This window comes from Aeromonas crassostreae, from assembly GCF_054052445.1.
Window position 1 is genome coordinate 96,506 of record NZ_JBSTYM010000007.1, and the last position, 20,442, is coordinate 116,947.

The 20,442-nt window shown below is 59.8% G+C and carries 21 protein-coding genes; 19 read left to right on the forward strand and 2 right to left on the reverse strand.

Going from position 1 to position 20,442, the window contains the following annotated elements:
- The first annotated feature begins 58 nt into the window (after positions 1–58).
- The 6 genes from lgt to ACW5W4_RS07710 all read left to right on the forward strand — a co-directional run bounded on the left by lgt (position 59) and on the right by ACW5W4_RS07710 (position 4,785).
- Positions 59–892, forward strand: a complete 834-nt coding sequence (gene lgt / locus ACW5W4_RS07685) for a prolipoprotein diacylglyceryl transferase (protein ID WP_427262088.1) — start codon at positions 59–61, stop codon at positions 890–892.
- Complete coding sequence (thyA, locus tag ACW5W4_RS07690; RefSeq protein ID WP_456688974.1) at positions 889–1,683, forward strand: thymidylate synthase; 795 nt, start codon at positions 889–891, stop codon at positions 1,681–1,683. Before lgt ends, thyA begins: the two co-directional genes overlap by 4 nt.
- 235 nt (positions 1,684–1,918) lie before the next feature.
- Positions 1,919–3,109, forward strand: coding sequence for a Na+/H+ antiporter NhaA (nhaA, locus tag ACW5W4_RS07695; RefSeq protein ID WP_456688975.1), 1,191 nt, complete (start codon positions 1,919–1,921; stop codon positions 3,107–3,109).
- Positions 3,110–3,129: 20 nt separating this feature from the next.
- On the forward strand, positions 3,130–3,513 hold the full coding sequence (locus ACW5W4_RS07700) for a hypothetical protein (RefSeq protein ID WP_374704033.1): 384 nt from the start codon (positions 3,130–3,132) through the stop codon (positions 3,511–3,513).
- The gene (gene nhaR / locus ACW5W4_RS07705) at positions 3,500–4,432 is read left to right on the forward strand and encodes a transcriptional activator NhaR (RefSeq protein ID WP_041995135.1); all 933 of its coding nucleotides are present in this window, start codon (positions 3,500–3,502) and stop codon (positions 4,430–4,432) included. Before ACW5W4_RS07700 ends, nhaR begins: the two co-directional genes overlap by 14 nt.
- A gap of 50 nt (positions 4,433–4,482) precedes the next feature.
- The gene (locus tag ACW5W4_RS07710) at positions 4,483–4,785 is read left to right on the forward strand and encodes an ArsR/SmtB family transcription factor (RefSeq protein WP_456688976.1); all 303 of its coding nucleotides are present in this window, start codon (positions 4,483–4,485) and stop codon (positions 4,783–4,785) included.
- 49 nt (positions 4,786–4,834) lie between these two features.
- On the opposite strand, the gene rpsT is transcribed toward ACW5W4_RS07710, so the two are convergent.
- Entirely contained in the window at positions 4,835–5,098 is a 264-nt protein-coding gene (rpsT, locus tag ACW5W4_RS07715) for a 30S ribosomal protein S20 (RefSeq protein WP_041995129.1), read from the reverse strand.
- Positions 5,099–5,289: 191 nt separating this feature from the next.
- Here rpsT and murJ point away from each other — a divergent pair, with 191 nt between their 5' ends.
- From murJ to ispH, 6 genes are all read left to right on the forward strand, one after another.
- Complete coding sequence (murJ, locus tag ACW5W4_RS07720; protein ID WP_456688977.1) at positions 5,290–6,855, forward strand: murein biosynthesis integral membrane protein MurJ; 1,566 nt, start codon at positions 5,290–5,292, stop codon at positions 6,853–6,855.
- Between the two features lie 61 nt (positions 6,856–6,916).
- Complete coding sequence (gene ribF / locus ACW5W4_RS07725) at positions 6,917–7,891, forward strand: bifunctional riboflavin kinase/FAD synthetase (RefSeq protein WP_456688978.1); 975 nt, start codon at positions 6,917–6,919, stop codon at positions 7,889–7,891.
- The gene (gene ileS, locus ACW5W4_RS07730) at positions 7,891–10,752 is read left to right on the forward strand and encodes an isoleucine--tRNA ligase (RefSeq protein WP_456688979.1); all 2,862 of its coding nucleotides are present in this window, start codon (positions 7,891–7,893) and stop codon (positions 10,750–10,752) included. Before ribF ends, ileS begins: the two co-directional genes overlap by 1 nt.
- A complete protein-coding gene (gene lspA, locus ACW5W4_RS07735; RefSeq protein WP_408793686.1) occupies positions 10,752–11,267 on the forward strand; it encodes a signal peptidase II in 516 nt (171 codons plus the stop codon). The genes ileS and lspA overlap by 1 nt, the downstream gene beginning before the upstream one ends.
- Entirely contained in the window at positions 11,264–11,716 is a 453-nt protein-coding gene (fkpB, locus tag ACW5W4_RS07740; protein WP_456688980.1) for an FKBP-type peptidyl-prolyl cis-trans isomerase, read from the forward strand. Before lspA ends, fkpB begins: the two co-directional genes overlap by 4 nt.
- A gap of 91 nt (positions 11,717–11,807) precedes the next feature.
- Complete coding sequence (ispH, locus tag ACW5W4_RS07745) at positions 11,808–12,743, forward strand: 4-hydroxy-3-methylbut-2-enyl diphosphate reductase (protein WP_408793690.1); 936 nt, start codon at positions 11,808–11,810, stop codon at positions 12,741–12,743.
- A gap of 46 nt (positions 12,744–12,789) precedes the next feature.
- Here ispH and ACW5W4_RS07750 read toward each other — a convergent pair whose 3' ends face one another.
- Positions 12,790–13,179 carry a type IV pilin protein gene (locus tag ACW5W4_RS07750; protein WP_427262094.1) on the reverse strand — a complete coding sequence of 130 codons (390 nt, stop codon included), beginning with the start codon at positions 13,177–13,179 and terminating at the stop codon, positions 12,790–12,792.
- 97 nt (positions 13,180–13,276) lie between these two features.
- On the opposite strand from ACW5W4_RS07750, the gene ACW5W4_RS07755 reads away from it, so the two are divergent.
- The 7 genes from ACW5W4_RS07755 (at position 13,277) to ACW5W4_RS07785 (ending at position 20,438) form a co-directional block, all read left to right on the forward strand.
- Complete coding sequence (locus ACW5W4_RS07755; protein WP_456689016.1) at positions 13,277–13,810, forward strand: GspH/FimT family pseudopilin; 534 nt, start codon at positions 13,277–13,279, stop codon at positions 13,808–13,810.
- Positions 13,804–14,481 carry a prepilin-type N-terminal cleavage/methylation domain-containing protein gene (locus ACW5W4_RS07760; protein WP_456688981.1) on the forward strand — a complete coding sequence of 226 codons (678 nt, stop codon included), beginning with the start codon at positions 13,804–13,806 and terminating at the stop codon, positions 14,479–14,481. The genes ACW5W4_RS07755 and ACW5W4_RS07760 overlap by 7 nt, the downstream gene beginning before the upstream one ends.
- Positions 14,478–15,599, forward strand: a complete 1,122-nt coding sequence (locus tag ACW5W4_RS07765) for a hypothetical protein (protein ID WP_456688982.1) — start codon at positions 14,478–14,480, stop codon at positions 15,597–15,599. Before ACW5W4_RS07760 ends, ACW5W4_RS07765 begins: the two co-directional genes overlap by 4 nt.
- Positions 15,600–15,613: 14 nt before the next feature.
- The gene (locus tag ACW5W4_RS07770) at positions 15,614–17,722 is read left to right on the forward strand and encodes a type IV pilus modification PilV family protein (protein ID WP_456688983.1); all 2,109 of its coding nucleotides are present in this window, start codon (positions 15,614–15,616) and stop codon (positions 17,720–17,722) included.
- A gap of 149 nt (positions 17,723–17,871) precedes the next feature.
- Entirely contained in the window at positions 17,872–19,494 is a 1,623-nt protein-coding gene (locus ACW5W4_RS07775; RefSeq protein WP_456688984.1) for an NAD+ synthase, read from the forward strand.
- A 9-nt stretch (positions 19,495–19,503) separates the two neighbouring features.
- A complete protein-coding gene (glnB, locus tag ACW5W4_RS07780) occupies positions 19,504–19,842 on the forward strand; it encodes a nitrogen regulatory protein P-II (protein WP_041995101.1) in 339 nt (112 codons plus the stop codon).
- Positions 19,842–20,438 (forward strand): transglycosylase SLT domain-containing protein, encoded by a 597-nt coding sequence (locus ACW5W4_RS07785; protein WP_456688985.1) that lies wholly within the window; start codon positions 19,842–19,844, stop codon positions 20,436–20,438. The genes glnB and ACW5W4_RS07785 overlap by 1 nt, the downstream gene beginning before the upstream one ends.
- Positions 20,439–20,442: the final 4 nt, after the last annotated feature.

Sequence of the window (20,442 nt, forward strand, 5' to 3'; positions counted from 1 at the left end):
CCTTGTCCCCTGTCGCGAATGATCGCAAAATGCGGCTTTTCGTTTGACTGAGACGCTTATGCAGCACGATGGATATTGGGTTTTCTCGCAGATAGATCCCGTCGCCTTCAGCCTGGGGCCACTATCGGTACGCTGGTACGGTCTCATGTACCTGTTCGGTTTTGCCTTCGCCATGTGGCTGGCGGGTCGACGTGCCGATGCGCCGAACAGCGGCTGGACCCGCAATGAGGTCTCCGACCTGCTGTTCTACGGCTTCCTCGGGGTGATCCTGGGGGGGCGATTCGGTTATGTGCTCTTCTACAACTTCGATCTTTTCCTGGCCGATCCCCTCTATCTGTTCAAGATCTGGACCGGCGGCATGTCGTTCCACGGCGGCCTGATCGGGGTCATCACCGCCATGATCTGGTTTGCCCACAAGACCAGGCGGCACTTTTTCACGGTCGCGGACTTTGTGGCCCCCCTCATCCCGTTTGGCCTCGGCGTGGGCCGGCTCGGCAACTTCATGAATGGCGAGCTGTGGGGCCGGGTGACCGATGTGCCCTGGGCCATCATCTTCCCGGAGGCGGGCCCTGAGCCCCGTCACCCCTCCCAGCTCTATCAGTTCGCCCTGGAAGGGGTGGTGCTCTTCATCATCCTGAATCTGTTCTGGCGCAAGCACCCGCCCCGTGGCGCCATCTCTGGCATGTTCCTGCTCTGTTATGGTCTGTTCCGCTTCCTGGTGGAGTTTGTGCGCCAGCCAGATGCCCAGCTTGGCCTCTACTTCCAGGAGATCAGCATGGGGCAGATCCTCTCGACCCCGATGATCATCATCGGCGCCCTGATGATCTGGGCCGCCTACAAGCGTCCGCAGCTGTTCGGCAACGCGGCTAAGGCTAAGGAGGTAAAGTCATGAGGGCTTATCTTGACCTGATGCAGAAGATCCTGGATGAGGGTACCGTCAAATCCGATCGCACCGGCACGGGAACCGTCTCCCTGTTCGGTCATCAGATGCGCTTCAACCTGGTCGATGGTTTCCCGCTGGTCACCACCAAGAAGTGCCACCTGAGATCCATCATTCACGAGCTGCTCTGGTTCCTCAATGGCGACACCAATACCGCCTATCTGAAAGAGCACGGCGTCAGCATCTGGGATGAGTGGGCCGATGAGAACGGCGATCTCGGCCCGGTCTACGGTGCCCAGTGGCGTTCCTGGCCGGCGGCCGACGGCTCAGTCATCGACCAGATCCAGAAGGCGGTGGATGACATCAAGCACAATCCGGATTCGCGCCGCATCATCGTCTCCGCCTGGAACGTGGGGGAGCTGGACAAGATGGCGCTGGCCCCCTGTCATGCCTTCTTCCAGTTCTACGTGGCAGACGGCAAGCTCTCCTGCCAGCTCTACCAGCGCAGCTGCGATGTGTTCCTCGGTCTGCCGTTCAACATCGCCAGTTACGCCCTGCTGACCCACATGATGGCCCAGCAGTGCGATCTGGCAGTGGGGGACTTTGTCTGGACCGGTGGCGACGTGCATCTCTACTCCAACCACATGGAGCAGACCGCGCTGCAACTCTCCCGTGAGCCGCGTCCCTTGCCGCAGCTGGTGATCAAGCGCAAGCCGGCCTCCATCTTCGATTACCGGTTCGAGGATTTCGAGATCCAGGGCTATGACCCCCATCCCGGTATCAAGGCGCCCGTCGCCATCTGAGCCAAAGGCGCCTGAGGGCGCCTTTTTCATTCCTGTTTATATGCCCTATAGTATTTTTTATTCCCATTTTACTCGTGGGAAAGAGGGGGCATCCCCTCTCATTAGGGTCGATAGTCAACCATGAAAGGGTCTTGGATTCGGTTTTGCCGTTGTTTTTGGCTGTAAGAAACGATTTTTCATTGCTCATATCCCTCTCTAGACTGAGTTCTGTATGTTTTTTGGGAGTAGCTTGAACATGAGTGAAGTATTGAAACGCTTTCTGAAGCTGGAGTCCGCCTCGGGGATTATTCTGATCCTGGCGGCGCTGGTCGCTCTCTTGCTCGCCAATTCCAATCTGGTCGATGCCTATCAGGCCTTCCTCAATACCCAGGTGCAGGTACGCATCTCGGCGCTGGACATCAACAAGCCGTTGCTGCTCTGGATCAATGATGGTTTCATGGCCATCTTCTTCCTGTTGGTGGGGTTGGAGGTGAAGCGGGAGATGATGGAGGGGGCGCTCTCCTCCCGGGAGCAGGCGACCTTCCCGGCCATCGCCGCCGTGGGGGGCATGCTGGCTCCGGCGCTGATCTACTCCTTCTTCAACTATGGCGATGAGGTGACGCGAGCGGGCTGGGCCATACCGGCGGCGACCGATATCGCCTTTGCCCTCGGCGTCATGGCGCTGCTCGGCAAGCGGGTGCCCACCAGTCTCAAGGTCTTCCTGCTGGCTCTCGCCATCATGGATGATCTCGGGGTCATCATCATCATCGCCCTCTTCTACACCCAGCAGCTGTCGCTGACGGCGTTGGCGGTTGGCCTGACCGCCACCCTGCTGCTGGTGTGGATGAATCGCCGCGGGGTGGATCGCATCTCCCTCTATATGCTGGTCGGGTTGGTGCTCTGGGTGGCGGTACTCAAGTCGGGGGTCCATGCGACCCTGGCGGGGGTGGTGGTCGGTTTCCTGATCCCGCTCAAGGGCGAGCGCCACGCCTCGCCACTCAAGCACCTGGAGCATCAACTGCACCCCTGGAGCGCCTATCTTATTCTGCCGCTGTTCGCGTTTGCCAACGCGGGGGTGTCCCTAGACGGAATAGGTCTCGACACCCTGCTCGGCCCCGTTCCTATGGGGATCATGTTGGGACTGTTCGTGGGCAAGCCGCTCGGTATCTTTACCATCAGCTGGCTGTCGGTGCGCCTGGGCATAGCACAGTTGCCGCCTGGCGTGAATTTTTACCAGATCTTCGCGGTCAGCATTCTGTGCGGCATAGGGTTTACCATGTCGATGTTCATCGCGTCTTTGGCGTTTGAACATGGCGGCATGGACTACGGCAGCTACTCGCGCCTCGGCATCCTGGTGGGTTCCACCCTGGCGGCCCTGGTGGGTTATGTCGCCATGCGTCTGGCCTTGCCCAAGGGGATCGCCGATCAGAGTACGGAGGGATTATGAAGAAGAGCTTGATGGTATTGATGTTGCTCGGGCCGACTGCGGTCTGGGCGAATGGATTGGAGCAATGCAAGCAGGATGCCGGATCGGCAGAGTGCGCCACCTATCTCAACGGGGTGGTCGATGGCGCCCTCGCCATGGGAGACCAGCAGGCGCGGGCCCGCTTCGGCGAGACTTTCCAGGAGCGCGCCCTGCGCAGCCGGGTGGGGGAGCGGCTCAAGCATGAGAACAAGCGCTATTGTGGTCAGCGCATGCCCGATGCGGCCAAGCTGAAGCAGACCCTGATCGACCAGTTCGCGGCGAACAAGGTTGACTCGGTCAGCGACATGTATGACATTCTGGCGGTTGAACTCAGCTGCTACCGGAGTCCGCGCACCGCGGGAACCCCATCGGATGTCACACCTTAACTACAACCATCTCTACTATTTTTGGATGACTCAGAAGAAGGGCTCCGTCACCCAGGCGGCAGAGGCCCTTTTTTTGACGCCGCAAACCGTCACCGGTCAGATCAAGTTGCTGGAGCAGCGTCTGGGGGGCAAATTGCTCAAGCGCAAGGGACGCTCACTCGAGGCGACGGAGTTGGGGCAGCTGGTGTTTCGTTACGCCGACAAGATGTTCAGCCTCTCTTACGAGATGCTGGACATCGTCAACTATCGCAAGGAGAGCCAGATCCTGTTCGATGTCGGCATCGCCGATGCGCTCTCCAAGCGGCTGGCGAGCCGGGTACTGCTCTCCGTCATTCCCAATGATGGCTCCATCCACCTGCGCTGCTTCGAGTCGACCCATGAGCTGCTGCTCGAACAGCTGAGCGAACACAAGCTCGACATGATCCTCTCCGACTGCCCGGTGGATTCGGGTCAGCATGCGGGTCTGCTCTCCAAACGACTCGGTGGCTGCGGGGTCAGCTTCTTCTGCAAGGCTCCCATGCCAGAGAAGCCGTTTCCCGCTTGTCTGGAGGAGCGCAAGTTGCTCGTGCCGGGCCGCCGCACCGCCATGGGGCGCCAGTTGACCCAGTGGCTGGAGCAGCAGGGCATCTCCCCCAGCATTCTGGGGGAGTTCGATGATGCGGCGCTGATGAAGGCCTTTGGTTTCTTCAATCAGGGCATCTTCATGGCACCCACCATCTACCGGGAAGAGATACTCGAGGGGGAGGGGGTCATGCTGCTGGGCGAGACCCAGGACCTGATGGAGGAGTACTACGTCATCTTCGCCGAACGGATGATCCAGCACCCGGCGGTGAAGCGGGTATGCGATAGCGACTTCTCATTCTTGTTCGCCGGCCAGGAGGACTTCGCCACCATACAGCCTGCGACCCTGTCGTTTTAAATTCAGGCCAATCAAGGTATTATCCCGACTTGCGTCAAGAGGAGAGCGGCATGGATCTGGAGGCGATGGAAGCGAATGCGGGGAGGGCTGTGGCCTTGCTCAAGGCGCTTGCCAACGAACGACGGCTGTTCATTCTCTGCCAGTTGCTGGACAGGGAGTTGTCGGTCGGTGAGTTGAATGCGGTGCTGGGGCTGAGTCAGTCGGCACTGTCACAGCATCTGGCGGTACTGCGCCGGGATGAACTGGTGGCGACGCGAAAAGAGGCTCAAACCGTCTATTATTCGCTGCGCAGCCTTGAGGTGCGCGAGATGATAGGACTGCTGCACAGGCTGTACTGCAGCTCACAGCAATAAAAAACCGGCACAATGGCCGGTTTTTTTAGCTTTATACAGCCGAAGCTGATTAAGCCATAGCTTTGATCTGGGCAGACAGGCGGCTCTTGTGACGAGCAGCTTTGTTCTTGTGGATCAGGCCTTTGGTAGCCATGCGATCCATGATCGGCTGAGCGGTAGCGAAAGCAGCAACGGCAGCAGCTTTGTCGCCAGAGGCGATGGCAGCAATTACTTTCTTCAGGTAGGTACGGGTCATGGAACGACGGCTGGCGTTGTGCTGACGACGTTTTTCTGCCTGAATCGCGCGCTTCTTAGCAGATTTGATGTTAGCCAAGGTAAAACTCCTAAAACTGTCTTAGCGAGTGTATTGAAAAGGCCGAGAAATATGCCTTCTCAACCACATATTGTCAAACGATTTGTGCAAATAAACACCGCCCCCCGGTGGTGTGGCAATAGGGAGACGGTTAAACTGTCGGCCGATTCTAACAGCATTCTTCCCGTTCTGACAGTTCCAGAGGCTTCGTCTTGAGTAAGAAATTGATCAAATCCGGCATGATAGTCTCCTCCATGACGCTGGTCTCCCGCGTCATGGGCCTGGTACGCGATGTGGTGATCGCCAACCTGCTCGGCGCCGGGGCGGCGGCCGACGTCTTCTTCTTCGCCAATCGCATCCCCAACTTCCTGCGCCGCCTGTTCGCCGAAGGGGCATTCAACCAGGCCTTCGTCCCGGTGATGACCGAATACAAGAAGAAGGGGGATGAGCGGGAGGTGCGCGAGCTGCTGGCCGCCGTGGCGGGCACCCTGGGGGGGATCGTCACCCTGGTGACCCTGCTGGGGGTGATTGGCTCCGGGGCCCTGACCGCCCTGTTCGGCTGGGGCTGGTTCTGGGACTGGCTGCACGGCGGCCCGGCGGCAGAGAAGTTCGAGCTGGCCAGCCTGATGCTCAAGATCACCTTCCCCTATCTCTGGTTCATCACCTTCACCGCCATGGCGGGGGCTATCCTCAACACCTTCGGTCGCTTCGCCGTCTCCTCCTTTACCCCGGTATTTCTCAATATCGCCATGATAGCGGCGGCCTGGTGGATAGCGCCCCTGCTGGAGAGGCCCGAGCTGTCCCTGGCGATAGGGGTCTTTTTGGGCGGTCTGGTGCAATTTCTGTTTCAGTATCCCTTTTTACGTCAGATCAACATGCTGGTCTGGCCAAAGTGGGGCTGGCACCACCCCGGGGTGGTGAAGATCCGCACCCTGATGATCCCGGCGCTGTTCGGGGTGTCGGTCAGCCAGATCAATTTGTTGATCAACACCATGCTGGCTTCCTTCCTCGCCACCGGCGCCATCAGCTACCTCTACTACTCGGATCGGCTGCTGGAGTTTCCCCTCGGCCTGTTTGCGGTAGCCATCAGTACCGTCATCCTGCCCTCGCTGGCCAAGACCCATGTGGACTCAGATCCCGCCGATTTCTCCCGCACCATGGATTGGGGGGTGCGCATGGTGATGCTGCTGGGGCTGCCCGCCATGATAGGGATCGCCGTGCTGCGCGAGCCCATATTGCGGGTGCTCTTCATGCGCGGTGAGTTCGGCTTGCACGAGGTGAGCATGTCGGGGGCCAGCCTGCTGGCGTCCACCACGGGCCTGCTCTCTTTGATGTTGATCAAGGTGCTGGCACCCGGCTACTACGCCCGCCAGGACACCAGGACGCCGGTGCGCATCGGCATCATGGCCATGGTGGCCAACATGGTGTGCAACCTCGTCTTCATCTATCCCCTGGGGTATGTGGGACTGGCCCTGGCGACCGCCTGCTCAGGCACCCTGAATGCGGCCTTGTTGTTCAATGGTTTGTATCAGCAGGGGGTCTATCGTCCCTCGCGCCAGACCGGGGTCTTCTGCCTCAAGCTGCTGGCGGCGACCCTGGTCATGGGAGGTCTGATTGGCTACCTGTCGCCGGATCTCGCCCAGTGGGGGGCCTGGAGCATGACCAAGGCCAGCTGGGAGCTGGCTCTGCTGCTTTTGATGGGGGGCAGCGTCTACGGGATCTGTCTGCTCGCCTTCGGAATTCGGCCGCGTCATCTGAAATCCAGCCGGGAGGGCTGATCCAGACCGCCGCCTGAGATATAATCCGGCGATTTCGACAGCAGCAGAACACAAGGCACTGATGGAGCTTATCCGCGGTATCCACAATATCAAGCCCCGTCACCGGGGTTGCGTGTTGACCATAGGCAACTTTGATGGGGTCCATCAGGGTCATCACGCCGTGCTGGCGCGGCTGCAGGAGAAGGCCACCGCCCTTGGCTTGCCGGCTTGCGTCTTGCTGTTCGAGCCCCAGCCCCTTGAACTGTTTGCGGGGGCCGATGCCCCGGCACGCCTCTCCCGGCTGCGGGAGAAGGTGGAAGCCCTGGCGGCGCTGCATATCGATCGTCTGCTCTGCGTGCGATTTAGCCACGCCTTCGCCAGCCAGGCCGCCAATACCTTCATCGAGCAGCTCCTGGTCGACAAGCTGGGGGTGCGTTATCTGGTGGTGGGGGATGATTTTCGCTTCGGCAAGGGGCGGGAGGGGGACTTTCACCTGCTGGAGGCGGCGGGCCGCCGCTTCGGTTTCGAGGTGGTCAGCACCCAGAGCTTCGAGCTCGCCCGCCAGCGCGTCAGCAGCACCCTGGTGCGCGAGGCGCTCAAGGCGGGGCGCATGGCCGAGGTGGAGCTGATGCTGGGCCGTCCCTATGCCATCAGTGGCCGAGTGGCCCACGGTGACAAGCTGGGGCGCACCATAGGTTTTCCCACCGCCAATCTGGCCCTCAAGCGCCAGGTCATCCCGGTCGGTGGCGTGTTTGCGGTGGAAGTGTTATGTTCCGGCGAGATCTTCCCCGGTGTTGCCAACGTGGGCGTGAGGCCGACCTTGAACGGTACTCAAGCCAGATTGGAAGTACATTTATTTGATTTTTCTGGTGATCTATACGGTCAGCAGGTCAAGGTGCTGCTTCGCCACAAGCTGCGCGAGGAGCAAAAATTTGCCTCTTTCTCCGCCTTGAAAGAACAGATCGAACGAGATGCCCAGGCAGCCCGAGCCTGGTTTGGGCTGCCGTTATTCAATTTACCCAGCACTCTTTTAGAAAAGAAGGGAACCCAGGACTGATGAGCGACTATAAACACACCCTGAATCTTCCGGAAACCGAGTTCCCGATGCGTGGCGACCTGGCCAAGCGCGAACCCGGTATGCTCAAGCGTTGGTACGATCAGGATCTCTACGGAGCCATTCGCCGCGTCAAGGCGGGCAAGCCCTCCTTCATCCTGCATGACGGCCCTCCCTATGCGAACGGCAGCATTCACATCGGTCACTCGGTCAACAAGATCCTCAAAGACATCATCGTCAAGTCCAAGGGGCTGTCCGGTTTCGACTCCCCCTATGTACCGGGTTGGGATTGCCATGGCCTGCCCATCGAACTGAAGGTGGAAGGCAAGGTCGGCAAGCCGGGGGTCAAGATCTCCGCCGCCGAGTTCCGCGCCGAGTGCCGCAAGTATGCCAAGACCCAGATCGAGGCCCAGAAGAGCGACTTCATCCGCCTGGGGGTGCTGGGTGACTGGGAAAAGCCCTACCTGACCATGGATTTTGGCACCGAAGCCAACATCATCCGCTCCCTGGCCAAGATCGTGGACAATGGCCACCTGCACAAGGGCTCCAAGCCGGTGCACTGGTGTACCGACTGTGGCTCCGCCCTGGCCGAGGCCGAGGTGGAGTACTACGACAAGGATTCGCCCGCCATCGATGTGCGTTTCAAGGCCGTCGACGAGGCCGAGGTGGCTGGCAAGTTTGACTGTGCCGAGGGTCACTTCGGCCGCGGTCCGCTCTCCGTGGTGATCTGGACCACCACCCCCTGGACCCTGCCGGCCAACCGCGCCGTGGCCCTGCACGCCGACCTGGACTATGCCCTGGTGCAGGTGGAGGGTGAGCACCCGGAGCGCCTGATCCTGGCCGCCGACCTGGTCAAGGACGTGATGGACCGCGCTGGTATCGAGCAGTTCCATAACCTGGGTTATGCCAAGGGCGCCGCGCTGGATCTGCTGCGCTTCAAGCACCCCTTCTACAGCTTCGATGTGCCCATAGTGCTGGGTGATCACGTCACCCTGGACGCCGGTACCGGCGCCGTACACACCGCCCCTGGCCACGGCCAGGAAGACTTCGTGGTCGGTCAGAAGTACGGCCTGGAAGTAGCCAACCCCGTGGGCAGCAACGGCGTCTACCTGCCGGACACCCAGCTGTTCGCCGGTCAGCACGTGTTCAAGGCCAATACCGCCGTGGTCGAGGTGCTCAAGACCCATGGTGCCCTGCTCCATCACAAGGTGGTCAATCACTCCTACCCGCACTGCTGGCGCCACAAGACGCCGATCATCTTCCGTGCCACCCCCCAGTGGTTCATCAGCATGGAGCAGAAGGGATTGCGCAAGCAGGCCCTGACCGAGATCGACCGCATCGAGCAGGAGGGCATAGCCCAACAAGGCCAGAGCGGCTGGGTGCCCGCCTGGGGCAAGAACCGCATTCAGGCCATGGTGGAGAACCGCCCGGACTGGTGTATCTCCCGTCAGCGTACCTGGGGCGTGCCCATCTCCCTGTTCGTTCACAAAGAGACCCAGCAACTGCACCCTGAATCCGTGCGTCTGATGGAAGAGGTGGCCAAGCGGGTCGAACAGTCCGGCATCCAGGCCTGGTGGGATCTGGACAAGGCCGAGCTGCTGGGTGAGGACGCCGACAACTACGACAAGGTGCCCGACACCCTGGACGTCTGGTTCGACTCGGGTTCGACCCACTCCTCCGTGGTGGCGGCTCGTCCCGAGTTCAACGGCAACCCGGCCGACCTGTATCTGGAAGGCTCGGATCAGCACCGTGGCTGGTTCATGTCCTCGCTCATGATAGGCGTGGCCATGAACAACAAGGCCCCTTACAACCAGGTGCTGACCCATGGCTTCACCGTGGATGGCCAGGGCCGCAAGATGTCCAAGTCCATCGGCAACGTGGTCAGCCCGCAAGACGTCATGAACAAGCTGGGGGCCGACATCCTGCGTCTGTGGGTCGCGAGCACCGACTACACCGGCGAGATGACCGTCTCCGACGAGATCCTCAAACGCAGTGCCGATGCCTATCGCCGCATCCGCAACACCGCCCGCTTCCTGCTGGCCAACCTCAACGGCTTCAACCCGGCGACCGACATGGTCGCGCCCGCCGACATGGTGGTGGTGGACCGTTGGGCGGTGGGCCGCGCCAAGGCGGTGCAGGCCGAGATAGTCGACGCCTATCAGGCCTACAACTTCCACGGCGTGACCCAGAAGCTGATGCAGTTCTGCTCCATCGAGATGGGTTCCTTCTATCTGGACGTCATCAAGGACAGGCAGTACACCGCCAAGGCCGATGGCCTGGCCCGTCGCTCCTGTCAGACCGCGCTCTATCACATCGCCGAGGCCATGGTGCGCTGGATGGCGCCCATCATGAGCTTCACCGCCGACGAGATCTGGGCCCTGCTGCCGGGCGAGCGTGGCGAGTTCGTGTTCACCGAGGAGTGGTATGACGGCCTGTATGGCCTGGCCGCCGGTGAGCAGATGGGCGATGCCTTCTGGGCCGAGATCCTGGCCGTGCGCGCCGAGGTGAACAAGGCCCTGGAAGCGGCCCGTGGCGAGAAGCGGATCGGCAGCTCCCTGCAGGCCGAGCTGACCCTGTTCGCCAAGGCTGAACTGGCCGAGCGCCTCAACGCCCTGAGCGACGAGCTGCGCTTCGTGCTGCTCACCTCCAAGGCCAGGGTCGTGGTGGTTGACGGCGCGCCGGAAGGCTCCGTTGCGACCGAGCGTGACGACCTGTGGCTGAGCGTGGCCCAGTCTGCCGCCGCCAAGTGCGACCGCTGCTGGCACCATGTGGAAGATGTGGGCACCCTTGCCGGTCACGAAGAGATCTGTGGCCGCTGCGTCAGCAACGTCGAGGGTGACGGCGAAGTTCGTCAATTTGCCTGATGAAGATGACTCACGACAAGAGTGGCCTGCGCTGGCTGTGGCTGGCGGCGATGGCCTTCATTCTCGACCAGGCGAGCAAGCTCGCCGTGGTCAAGATGCTGCCTTTTGGCTACCCGGGGGTGGAGATCGCCCCCTTCTTCAACCTGGTGCACGTCTATAACAAGGGGGCGGCGTTCAGCTTCCTGGCCGATCAGGGGGGCTGGCAGCGCTGGTTCTTCGCCGTGCTGGCCTTCGCCATCTGCGGCCTGCTGACCCACTGGCTGCGCAAGCAGCCGGCAAGCCTGCGCTGGAGCGGCATCGCCTACTCCCTCATCATCGGCGGTGCCCTCGGCAACGTGTTCGATCGCCTGGTGCTGGGTCACGTGGTCGATTTTCTCGACTTCTACTGGGGCCGTGCCCACTGGCCCGCCTTCAATCTGGCGGACAGCTTCATCTTCATCGGCGCCGCCATGATAGTGCTGGACGGCTTTCGCGGCGAAAAAGCCGTGAGCAAGCAAGGCAAGGAGTCGGCATGAGCACGTTTATCGGTCATGACAGCCGGGTGCTGTTTCACTTCACCATCAAGCTGGAGGATGGCTCCGTCGCCGACAGCACCCAGTTGCACGGCAAGCCGGCGCGACTGACCATGGGGGATGGCAGCCTGACGCCGCAGTTCGAGCAGTGCCTGCTGGGGCTGCAACAAGGGGAGGCCAAGAGCTTCACGCTGAGCCCGGAGCAGGCCTTTGGCCTCTCCAATCCCGACAACATCTACCATCTGGACCGCGCCAAGTTCGGCGCGGATGTGGAGCCCAAGGTGGGCGCCATCATCGTCTTCGATCAGCCCAATGGCGGCGAGCTGCCCGGCATAGTGCGGGCGGTGCAAGGCATGTCGGTGACGGTCGATTTCAACCATCCCCTGGCCGGCCATACCGTCACCTTCGAGGTGGAGATCCTGGGGGTTGATGACCAGGAGGAGCGGTTGTGATGACGGATATGCTGCCGGCGGCCACCCTTGGTCTTCCCGTGCCGGGGGAACGCACCCGCTCAGCGCAATTTGACGGGAAAGAGGTACTCTGATGGATATTTTGCTCGCCAACCCTCGTGGTTTCTGCGCCGGAGTCGATCGCGCCATCAGCATCGTCGAGAGCGCGCTGGAGAAGTTCGGTGCCCCCATCTATGTCCGCCATGAAGTGGTGCACAATCGCTATGTGGTGAACAAGCTGAAGGATGCGGGGGCCGTGTTCGTCGAGGAGCTCGACGAGGTGCCGGACGACAGCATCGTCATCTTCTCCGCCCACGGCGTTGCCAAGACGGTGCGCGAGATGGCCAAGTCCCGGGCCCTCAAGGTGTTCGATGCCACCTGTCCCCTGGTGACCAAGGTGCACATGGAGGTGCATCGCGCCAGTCGCAAGGGCGCCGAGGCCGTGCTCATCGGTCACGCCGGTCACCCCGAGGTGATCGGCACCATGGGGCAGTACGAGAACCCGGAAGGGGGCATGTATCTGGTGGAGACGCCACAGGACGTGGCCAGGCTCAAGGTGAAGAATCCGGACGATCTCTGCTTCGTCACCCAGACCACCCTCAGCGTGGACGAGACCTCGGATGTCATCGACGCCCTGCGCAAGCATTTCCCCAAAATCCAGGGGCCGCGCAAGGACGACATCTGTTACGCCACCCAGAACCGCCAGGATGCGGTGCGGGAGATGGCCGGGCTGGTGGACGCCATGCTGGTGGTGGGGTCGCGCAACTCGTCCAACTCCAATCGCCTGCGGGAGCTGGCAGAGAAGGTGGGCGCGCGCGCCTACCTGATCGACGATGCCTCCATGATAGAACCGACCTGGCTGGATGGTGTCAAGGCCATCGGCGTGACGGCAGGGGCTTCGGCGCCCGAGGTGCTGGTGCAGAACGTCATCGCCCGTCTGCGTGAACTGGGGGGCAAGGTGGTCGCCGAACACCCGGGGCGCGAAGAGAATGTGGTGTTCGAAGTGCCGCCGGAACTGCGCATCATCTGATGATAAAGCCCATCGCCAGATGGGCTTTTTCATCGCTGCAGCCAGATCATTTCCAGCACTCTGCCGGTGTCTTGGCATCGGCCTTGGTGAGGGTCAGGGTATTGCAGCTGGTCGCTCCGCTCTTGTCACCGCTCTGGGCCCCCTTGGCCGTGGCGATCAGGGTATAAGTGGTGGCCGTGGCACCCGATATGCTGAAGTTATAGTAGTCACTGGTGGGATCCCCCACCGCACTGGCTGTCGTGCTGTAACTGCTGTTGCTGATCCGGTACTCCTCCTGCCTGAGCTGCATGGTCAGCAAGCCTTTCACCCCCTCAGCCCGGCGCGATTTGCGTAACCCGTCGGTGAAACTGGGGTAAGCCACGGCGGCGATGATGGCGACAATGGCCACCGCTACCATGAGTTCAATCAATGTGATTCCTTTGGCGTGTTTTCTCATCGTCGACATGGTTCGGGAGAGGGATTGATACTATAGAGTAGTATTGACCGTTTCCTCCATGTGGATGAACACGCACAGACAGGGAGTCTGGAAGGCGATGGTAACGAAAGGGAAGGGATCCCGCGGTTTTACCCTGATTGAACTCATGGTGGCCACCTTGGTGGTGGCCTTGCTGCTGATGGTTGCCATCCCCAGCTATCAATCTTTGCGCCAGGAGCAGCTGGTCAGGGCGGCCACCCAGGCCATCTATACCGACGTCATGTTGCTCAAGTCTGAAGCCATCAAGCGCAACCAGATATTGAACTTGCTGATTTTCAATAGCGGTACCAGCAACTGGTGTTACCGGATCCATATTGACGGAACCTGTGCCAGTTGCGCTGATGCCTGCTCCACCATTGAAGGACGCAAAGGCGCCGATGCCGGTGAGTTTCCCGGCATCAGCCTGGTCGGTAGCTACAGTGAATCAGCCACCAATATCAGACCCCTCAATATATCCCCCCGGCGAGGCACCTTGACGGCTGGCAATATCGCCATCTCGTCGGGGAGTTATGTCATGCATGTGAAAACCAACAATGTCGGGCGGGTTCGTACCTGCGCTATCAGCAACGTGAGCGGGGTGCCTGCATGTTGAGACGTGTCGCTGGTTTCAGCCTGGTTGAGCTCATGGTGTCCATGGTCGCTGGGCTGATCCTGGTTGCCGCGGTAACGGCCCTGTTTGCCACCATTCTTAAGGCCAACAGCACGGCCATGAAGGTGAGTCGCCTCAACCAGGAGATACAGGCGATCACCGATATGATGGCCCGTGATATCCAGCGGGCCGGCTATGATGCCAGCGCGGCAGTACATACGCTGGTTTCTGGCGCGACATCCCCCTTCTATTTCGATTCGACCAAGCATTTGCTAAATAAATATTCGTCTTCGCCAGATAAGTTCCGCTGTATTGCACTGAAATACGATGAACGTGACACTGCCGCTCCAAGCCCCGGCCTGCCAGGAGCCAAGGAGGCTGTTGTATACAGTTATCGTTCCACGAGCACAGATAGCTCCATATGGCTGGATGATCTATCCGCTTCAGCAAATTTGGCGACGCTGAGTGCTGCTTGTGACAGTGGCGGAGAGCGAATTAGTGCTAATGGTTCGATCGACATTACCGACCTGACCTTTACCCTGCTGCCTAGCTCTGCTTCTTCAGGGGCTAGAACCATCAGACTCACTATCACGGGCAACGATATTAAATCCCCGGCCCTGGCGCTCACTCTGCAGCGGGATATCAAGCTGCGCAACGATGGGTTCTTGCCATGAAACGTCACGTCGGTTTCACCACCTTTACTGTCACCCTGTTGCTTATTCTCATCCTTGTCGGTGTTTCCCTGCTGGTGGGGAAATTGATGGTGGCCGACCGCAAGGTCAGCGTCAACGAGGTTCAATATCGGCAGGCTATCGCACTGGCTGAGTTGGGTATTGCCGATGGCCTGAGTCGATATGATGCAGGCATTGCCATCCCCAGCGGTGGCCTTTCCGTCAGTTCGGCACAAGGCACCTATGTGCTTACAGCCAAGGATGATGTGGTCCCGCCGATTATGGTAGGTACAGCGCCTAATCAGCTTAGTGTGACGCCGGTGGAGTTAATGTCCATAGCCACCTTGCCCAGCAATCTGGGAACTGCCACCGTGCGTGTGCAGGTAGCAGGTTATCATCTGCTTTCCGCAGCAAAAGCGGTACCGCTGATGGTCGCGGGAGGGGCCTCCATTGGAGGAACTTTCACTGTGGTCGCGAACCCAAACGGTGGGGGAGCGGGTGTGCCGCTGTCGGTTTGGTCTGATCAGGCAGTGGGGGGCAGTGGTTCCTGGCAGACTTGTCATCAGGGGGACTTTAGTGGGGGTAGTTGCAGCACCAATCTCAGTGATAAGAACAATATAGGGTCAGATATCAAGGCAAGTGATCCCGATTTCCCAGATGATCTGCTCTGGTATCTTTTCGGAGAGCCGGATACCGAGGCCGGTTGGGCCAATATGTTCAACAACGGGGCTATTTCTATCCCCAATTGCAACTCTCTCGGGGCGACATCGACCGGGATATTTATTGTCGATACCGGCGTCGATTGCGATTTTACCGCAAGTGCAATAGGAAGCGCGGGGGCTCCCGTGGTACTGATTGTCCGGGATGGTGACCTGACGATGAATGGCGGCTTGGAATTTAACGGTATTATCTTCGCGCATTCGGATGATCCGAGTAATCCTCCACGGGTGAAAGCAAATGGTACAGCAACGGTGAATGGCTCCTTGATTGCCAATGCCCCTATCGACATCACCAGTGGTACCTTCAATGTCAAATACGATCAGTCTGTGCTTGATGGTGTTCAACAGGGAGCAAGTTTTCAGACTACCAAGATGGTGCCTGGTAGTTGGCGGGATTGGTAGGGCGAGGAAAGCATATGAAAAAGCAGAAAGGATTCGGCCTGCTGGAGATCCTGATTACCCTAGTGCTGCTAGGGATGGGGGTGGCAGGGCTTGTCTCGCTGGCGAAGGGGATGCTGAGTGCGGCACAAGAGGGTGGGCGCTACGAGATAGCCATGCGATTAGCCGAGTCCAAGCTTGATGAGTTGCGCAACTTCAACGAAATACGCAATGCGACCCCACCACTCACGGCTTATAAAGATATTTCCACCGGTAGCAGCAGCCAGTCACTCTCGAATGACAGCTATGAGTTGAGCTGGGCGGTCAGCGACCAGTATCTGGATGGCGGTGCCTGGACAACCACTAAGCCAGCCACTTATCTTTACGATTATCCTGAGCGTAAGCGGATCGGAGTGACAGTCACCTGGACTGATAATGATGGTTCAGCCCGTACGCTGCAGCTGGCTGGCGCTATTTCCCCCACAGGCTCCTTCACCAGCGAAGAAACTGGAGACGGTCTGGTCAAACCCCGTGAAAGTCCCAAAGTCGACTATACGCAGGGAAGTGTGCCGGATGTGGTTGCGGTTGCGCTGGGGAATGGCAGCAATAAAGAGACGAGCAAGCCTTTACCCCATATATCGGGAGGATCCAGTTCTAGCCGAACCATTCAATTTGATACGGCAACTTACCAGACAATAGGAACCAGCAGTCAGCGGCAATCGGTTCAGGATACTGCCACGGTTTACTGCAGCTGCACTTTTTCCGGTGGCACAGGAACGGCTTATTTGCCCGCACGTCCCTATTATATCGAGTCGGATGACCTGCAATATTGGAAGTCAGGTACACAGTTGAGCAAGTCTGTCGGGGTGCTGAAAGGCAATGCCAATCAGCAGGAAACACTCTGCTCGACCTGTTGCAATGAACATTACGATGTGAGCACCCAAGGATTTGCCGGCTATTACGCCCCACTGAACACGAGCAGGGGCAGATACCAAGCGAGCGGGAGCAGCCTGGTGGCGGCCAGCACAGGTGATTATCTGGATGCCTGCCGGTTTATCCGTATCGATGGTTTCTACCGCCCTGCGCCGGATTGGCGCCTTGCGAGCCTAACCAGTTTTTCCGCCAGCTTTCTTAACGATGCCACCAATCTGGCGAACTATCAGGCCTATGTGGTCTATGTGGTGACAGAGCATGCCAAATGGCAGAAAACGGCCTTTGCTGGCACAACGGACAACAGTTGGTCTGCCCCCAGCTCCTCTCCTGCGATCCAGTCATTCAATAGCTGGCTGGCGGCGAATCGGGCTGGTGACAGTACCACGGCACTGTCGACATCGATAGGTTCGAGGCAATTGATCAGCCGTGGCATCTACGTGGATATCATGCCCCCCAGCTATCTGAACGATGAGGTCTTTGAAGAGGGAGTGAGCGAACCGATTCTGGCCAAAATCCCGTTTCAGGATGTGAACATGACATTGCTGAGTGAATGGAGCAGCAGCGACACCAACAAGGGCACTGTGACCAGTCAGCCGATAGCCACTATCGTCGATCCGGACAACAACTACTACGGCACCTATAGCCGGGGGGTGCTGACGGCCAAGAGTACGACCTTCTCTGGCACTCCACCAGCCGATAGCCCCATCACCATCACGGTGAGCAGTTATCAGGGGAACTCGGGAGTCGTGGGATCGCCTGTATTGCCAGAGGATGTCAATGCCGCCATGACGTCTACCATACTGGTCACTATTCAAGATCAAGCGGTTGCCAGCATTCACGGGATCTTAGAATGCTTGCAACTGAAGTCGACTGGAAGTGGTAATGGTTTGAAAAACATATCGGATTCTTGTGATGCCACCTCCATTGGCCTGACCGTCGGAGTCAATAACGCCAATGTGACCTGTCAGGTGTTGGATCTGGGTAAACCGGCAAAACCAAACTACTCGTGCAGCGGGGTACCTGGCAGCAGCTTTACATTGACTCTCTCCAAGAGCGGTTACCAGATCACGCCGGCCTCCCAGACATTTACCCTGCCGGCCAGCGGCACCTCGGTGGGAGGCTGTGTGATGATGGTTGATAATGCCTTGCTAAACTCGGCACTGACTCCCCCTCCAACACCGACACCGACGACAACTTGCAGTACGGAACCCTAGTCTGGTGCGTCATCACATCGAGTCATTTACTGAAAGGGCTCTGTGTGGGTGAGTAACAAAGTCTGATATTTCCTGTGCTTCGGGCGCGGGCACAGCCAGCGCCTTTTCTTTATCATTCCCCATCATTTTCGAATTCAAGATGCATCGCCATGGCAAAAGCCCTCTCTCTGATGCTTGCCCAGTTGAACCTGACGGTAGGCGCCATCGAAGATAACTGTGACAAGGTACTGGCTGCCGCCGCCGAGGCGGAGCAGCAAGGCGCCGATCTGCTGGTTTGCTCCGAGCTGGCCCTGACCGGTTATCCGCCGGAAGACCTGTTGCTGCGCGCCGATCTCATGATCCGGGTCGACGCTGCCCTGGCCCGGATTGCGGCCTGGCGGGGGCGTTGCGCCATCCTGCTGGGTCACCCCTGGCGCCAGGATGGCAAACTCTACAACACCGCGTCCCTCTATGATAACGGTGCCCTGCTGGCCCGCTATTTCAAGCAGGACTTGCCCAACTACGGAGTGTTCGACGAGAAGCGCTACTTCAGCGCCGGCAAGGAGAGCTGCGTGGTGACGCTGCGCGGTCACCAGCTGGGCTTGCTTATCTGCGAAGACCTCTGGCAGCCGGGCCCGGCCCTGGCCGCCAAGGCGGCGGGCGCCGAGCTGCTGCTCACCATCAATGCCTCCCCCTATGACAAGGACAAGCCCTGGATCCGCCGCGAGCTGATGGCGGAGCGTTGCGGCCAGACCGGGTTGCCCCTGGTCTACCTCAATCAGGTGTGCGGTCAGGACGAGCTGGTGTTCGACGGCTGCTCCAAGGTGTTCAACGGCCAGGGCGAGCTGACCCACAGGCTGGCCCCCTTTGCCGAAGAGCTGGCGCTGGTGCGTTTTGTCGAGGGGCAACCCCGCAAGGAGCGCGAGCCTGCGCAGCCCCTCGCTCCCCTGGCCGAGGTCTATCAGGCCCTGGTGCTGGCGGTGCGTGACTATGTCACCAAGAACGGTTTCCAGGGGGCCGTGCTCGGCCTCTCCGGCGGGATCGATTCGGCCCTGACCCTGGCCATCGCCGGCGATGCCCTCGGCAACGACAAGGTGCAGGCGGTGATGATGCCGTTTCGCTACACCGCCCAGATGAGCGTGGAGGATGCCAAGGAACAGGCCGAGCGCATGGGGGTGGAGTTCAACATCATCTCCATCGAGCCCATGTTCGAGGGGTTCATGACCCAGCTGGCGCCGCTGTTCGAGGGAACCGCCCGCGATACCACCGAAGAGAATCTGCAGGCGCGCTGCCGCGGCGTGCTCTTGATGGCGCTCTCCAACAAGCGTCGCCGCATCGTGCTGACCACGGGCAACAAGAGCGAGATGGCCGTGGGCTACGCCACCCTGTATGGCGACATGGCCGGTGGCTTCGATGTGCTCAAGGATGTGCCCAAGACCCTGGTCTTCCAACTCTGCGAATATCGCAACAGCGTCGATTACGTGATCCCCCAGCGGGTCATCGACCGGCCGCCCTCGGCGGAGCTGGCCCCGGATCAGCTGGATCAGGACAGCCTGCCCCCCTACGTCATCCTGGACGACATCTTGCAGCGCTATGTGGAGCAGGATGCCTCCGTGGCCGACATGGTCGCCGCCGGTTTCGATGAGGCCACGGTACGCAAGGTGATCCGGCTGGTGGACATCAACGAATACAAGCGCCGTCAGGCGGCGGTGGGGCCCCGTATCTCGCCCCGCAACTTTGGTAAGGATCGCCGTTACCCCATCACGTCCGGGTTCGGTAAACAGAACTGGTAAGGAGTCACCATGAAGAAGATTGAAGCCATCATCAAGCCGTTCAAACTGGACGATGTGCGCGAAGCCCTGGCCGAGATCGGCATCAACGGCATGACGGTATCCGAGGTCAAGGGCTTCGGTCGCCAGAAGGGCCACACCGAGCTCTATCGTGGCGCCGAGTACATGGTGGATTTCCTGCCCAAGGTGAAGGTGGAGCTGGTGGTCCAGGATGAAGAGCTCGATGCCTGCATCGAGGTGATCCAGAACACGGCGCGCACCGGCAAGATAGGCGATGGCAAGATCTTCGTGTGTGACGTGGAGCGGGTGATCCGCATCCGGACCGGCGAAGAGAACGAAGACGCCATCTGATGCGCAAGCGCCTCGTGCTGGCAGGCCTCTCGCTGGGGCTTGCCGCCTGCAGCAGCTCGCCGCCGGCCCAGCCGGAAAACCTCTGTCAGATCTTTCGCGAAAAACCCGAGTGGCACGAGGCCGCGCTCGACATGACGGCGCGGTGGGGGACACCGGTGCAGGTGGTGATGGCCATGATGTACCAGGAGTCCTCCTTCGTGCACGATGCCCAGCCGCCCATGGGATACTTCCTGTTTATCCCGACCGGACGTGCCAGTTCGGCCTATGGCTATGCCCAGGTGAAAGACGAGACCTGGGCCGATTACCAGCGGGAAACCGGCAACGGTTGGAGCAGCCGGGACGACTTCGCCGACGCCATCGACTTCATGGGCTGGTACACTCACAAGGCCCAGAAGCTCAATGGCACCTCCAAGTGGGATGCCTACGGCCAGTACCTCAATTATCACGAAGGCTGGGGCGGCTATCGCCGTGGCAGCTACCGCAGCAAGGGGTGGCTGATGAAGGTCTCCCGCAAGGTGGAGGCCCGCGCCCAGCGCTATGGCGCCCAGTATCGACAATGCAAGGATCAGCTCTCCAGCGGGAGCTGGTTCTGGTAACCCA

Bases quoted from the DNA above. Each gene is read 5' to 3' on its own strand.
- nhaA (WP_456688975.1), top strand. From the start codon at position 1,919: ATGAGTGAAGTATTGAAACGCTTTCTGAAGCTGGAGTCCGCCTCGGGG.
- nhaR (WP_041995135.1), top strand. From the start codon at position 3,500: ATGTCACACCTTAACTACAACCATCTCTACTATTTTTGGATGACTCAG.
- ispH (WP_408793690.1), top strand. From the start codon at position 11,808: ATGGATATTTTGCTCGCCAACCCTCGTGGTTTCTGCGCCGGAGTCGAT.
- lspA (WP_408793686.1), top strand. From the start codon at position 10,752: ATGAAGATGACTCACGACAAGAGTGGCCTGCGCTGGCTGTGGCTGGCG.
- ACW5W4_RS07750 (WP_427262094.1), bottom strand. From the start codon at position 13,179: ATGAGAAAACACGCCAAAGGAATCACATTGATTGAACTCATGGTAGCG.
- ACW5W4_RS07770 (WP_456688983.1), top strand. From the start codon at position 15,614: ATGAAAAAGCAGAAAGGATTCGGCCTGCTGGAGATCCTGATTACCCTA.
- ACW5W4_RS07755 (WP_456689016.1), top strand. From the start codon at position 13,277: ATGGTAACGAAAGGGAAGGGATCCCGCGGTTTTACCCTGATTGAACTC.
- ACW5W4_RS07785 (WP_456688985.1), top strand. From the start codon at position 19,842: ATGCGCAAGCGCCTCGTGCTGGCAGGCCTCTCGCTGGGGCTTGCCGCC.
- ACW5W4_RS07775 (WP_456688984.1), top strand. From the start codon at position 17,872: ATGGCAAAAGCCCTCTCTCTGATGCTTGCCCAGTTGAACCTGACGGTA.
- ribF (WP_456688978.1), top strand. From the start codon at position 6,917: ATGGAGCTTATCCGCGGTATCCACAATATCAAGCCCCGTCACCGGGGT.
- glnB (WP_041995101.1), top strand. From the start codon at position 19,504: ATGAAGAAGATTGAAGCCATCATCAAGCCGTTCAAACTGGACGATGTG.
- ACW5W4_RS07700 (WP_374704033.1), top strand. From the start codon at position 3,130: ATGTTGCTCGGGCCGACTGCGGTCTGGGCGAATGGATTGGAGCAATGC.
- ACW5W4_RS07760 (WP_456688981.1), top strand. From the start codon at position 13,804: ATGTTGAGACGTGTCGCTGGTTTCAGCCTGGTTGAGCTCATGGTGTCC.
- ACW5W4_RS07710 (WP_456688976.1), top strand. From the start codon at position 4,483: ATGGATCTGGAGGCGATGGAAGCGAATGCGGGGAGGGCTGTGGCCTTG.
- lgt (WP_427262088.1), top strand. From the start codon at position 59: ATGCAGCACGATGGATATTGGGTTTTCTCGCAGATAGATCCCGTCGCC.
- ileS (WP_456688979.1), top strand. From the start codon at position 7,891: ATGAGCGACTATAAACACACCCTGAATCTTCCGGAAACCGAGTTCCCG.
- fkpB (WP_456688980.1), top strand. From the start codon at position 11,264: ATGAGCACGTTTATCGGTCATGACAGCCGGGTGCTGTTTCACTTCACC.
- thyA (WP_456688974.1), top strand. From the start codon at position 889: ATGAGGGCTTATCTTGACCTGATGCAGAAGATCCTGGATGAGGGTACC.
- ACW5W4_RS07765 (WP_456688982.1), top strand. From the start codon at position 14,478: ATGAAACGTCACGTCGGTTTCACCACCTTTACTGTCACCCTGTTGCTT.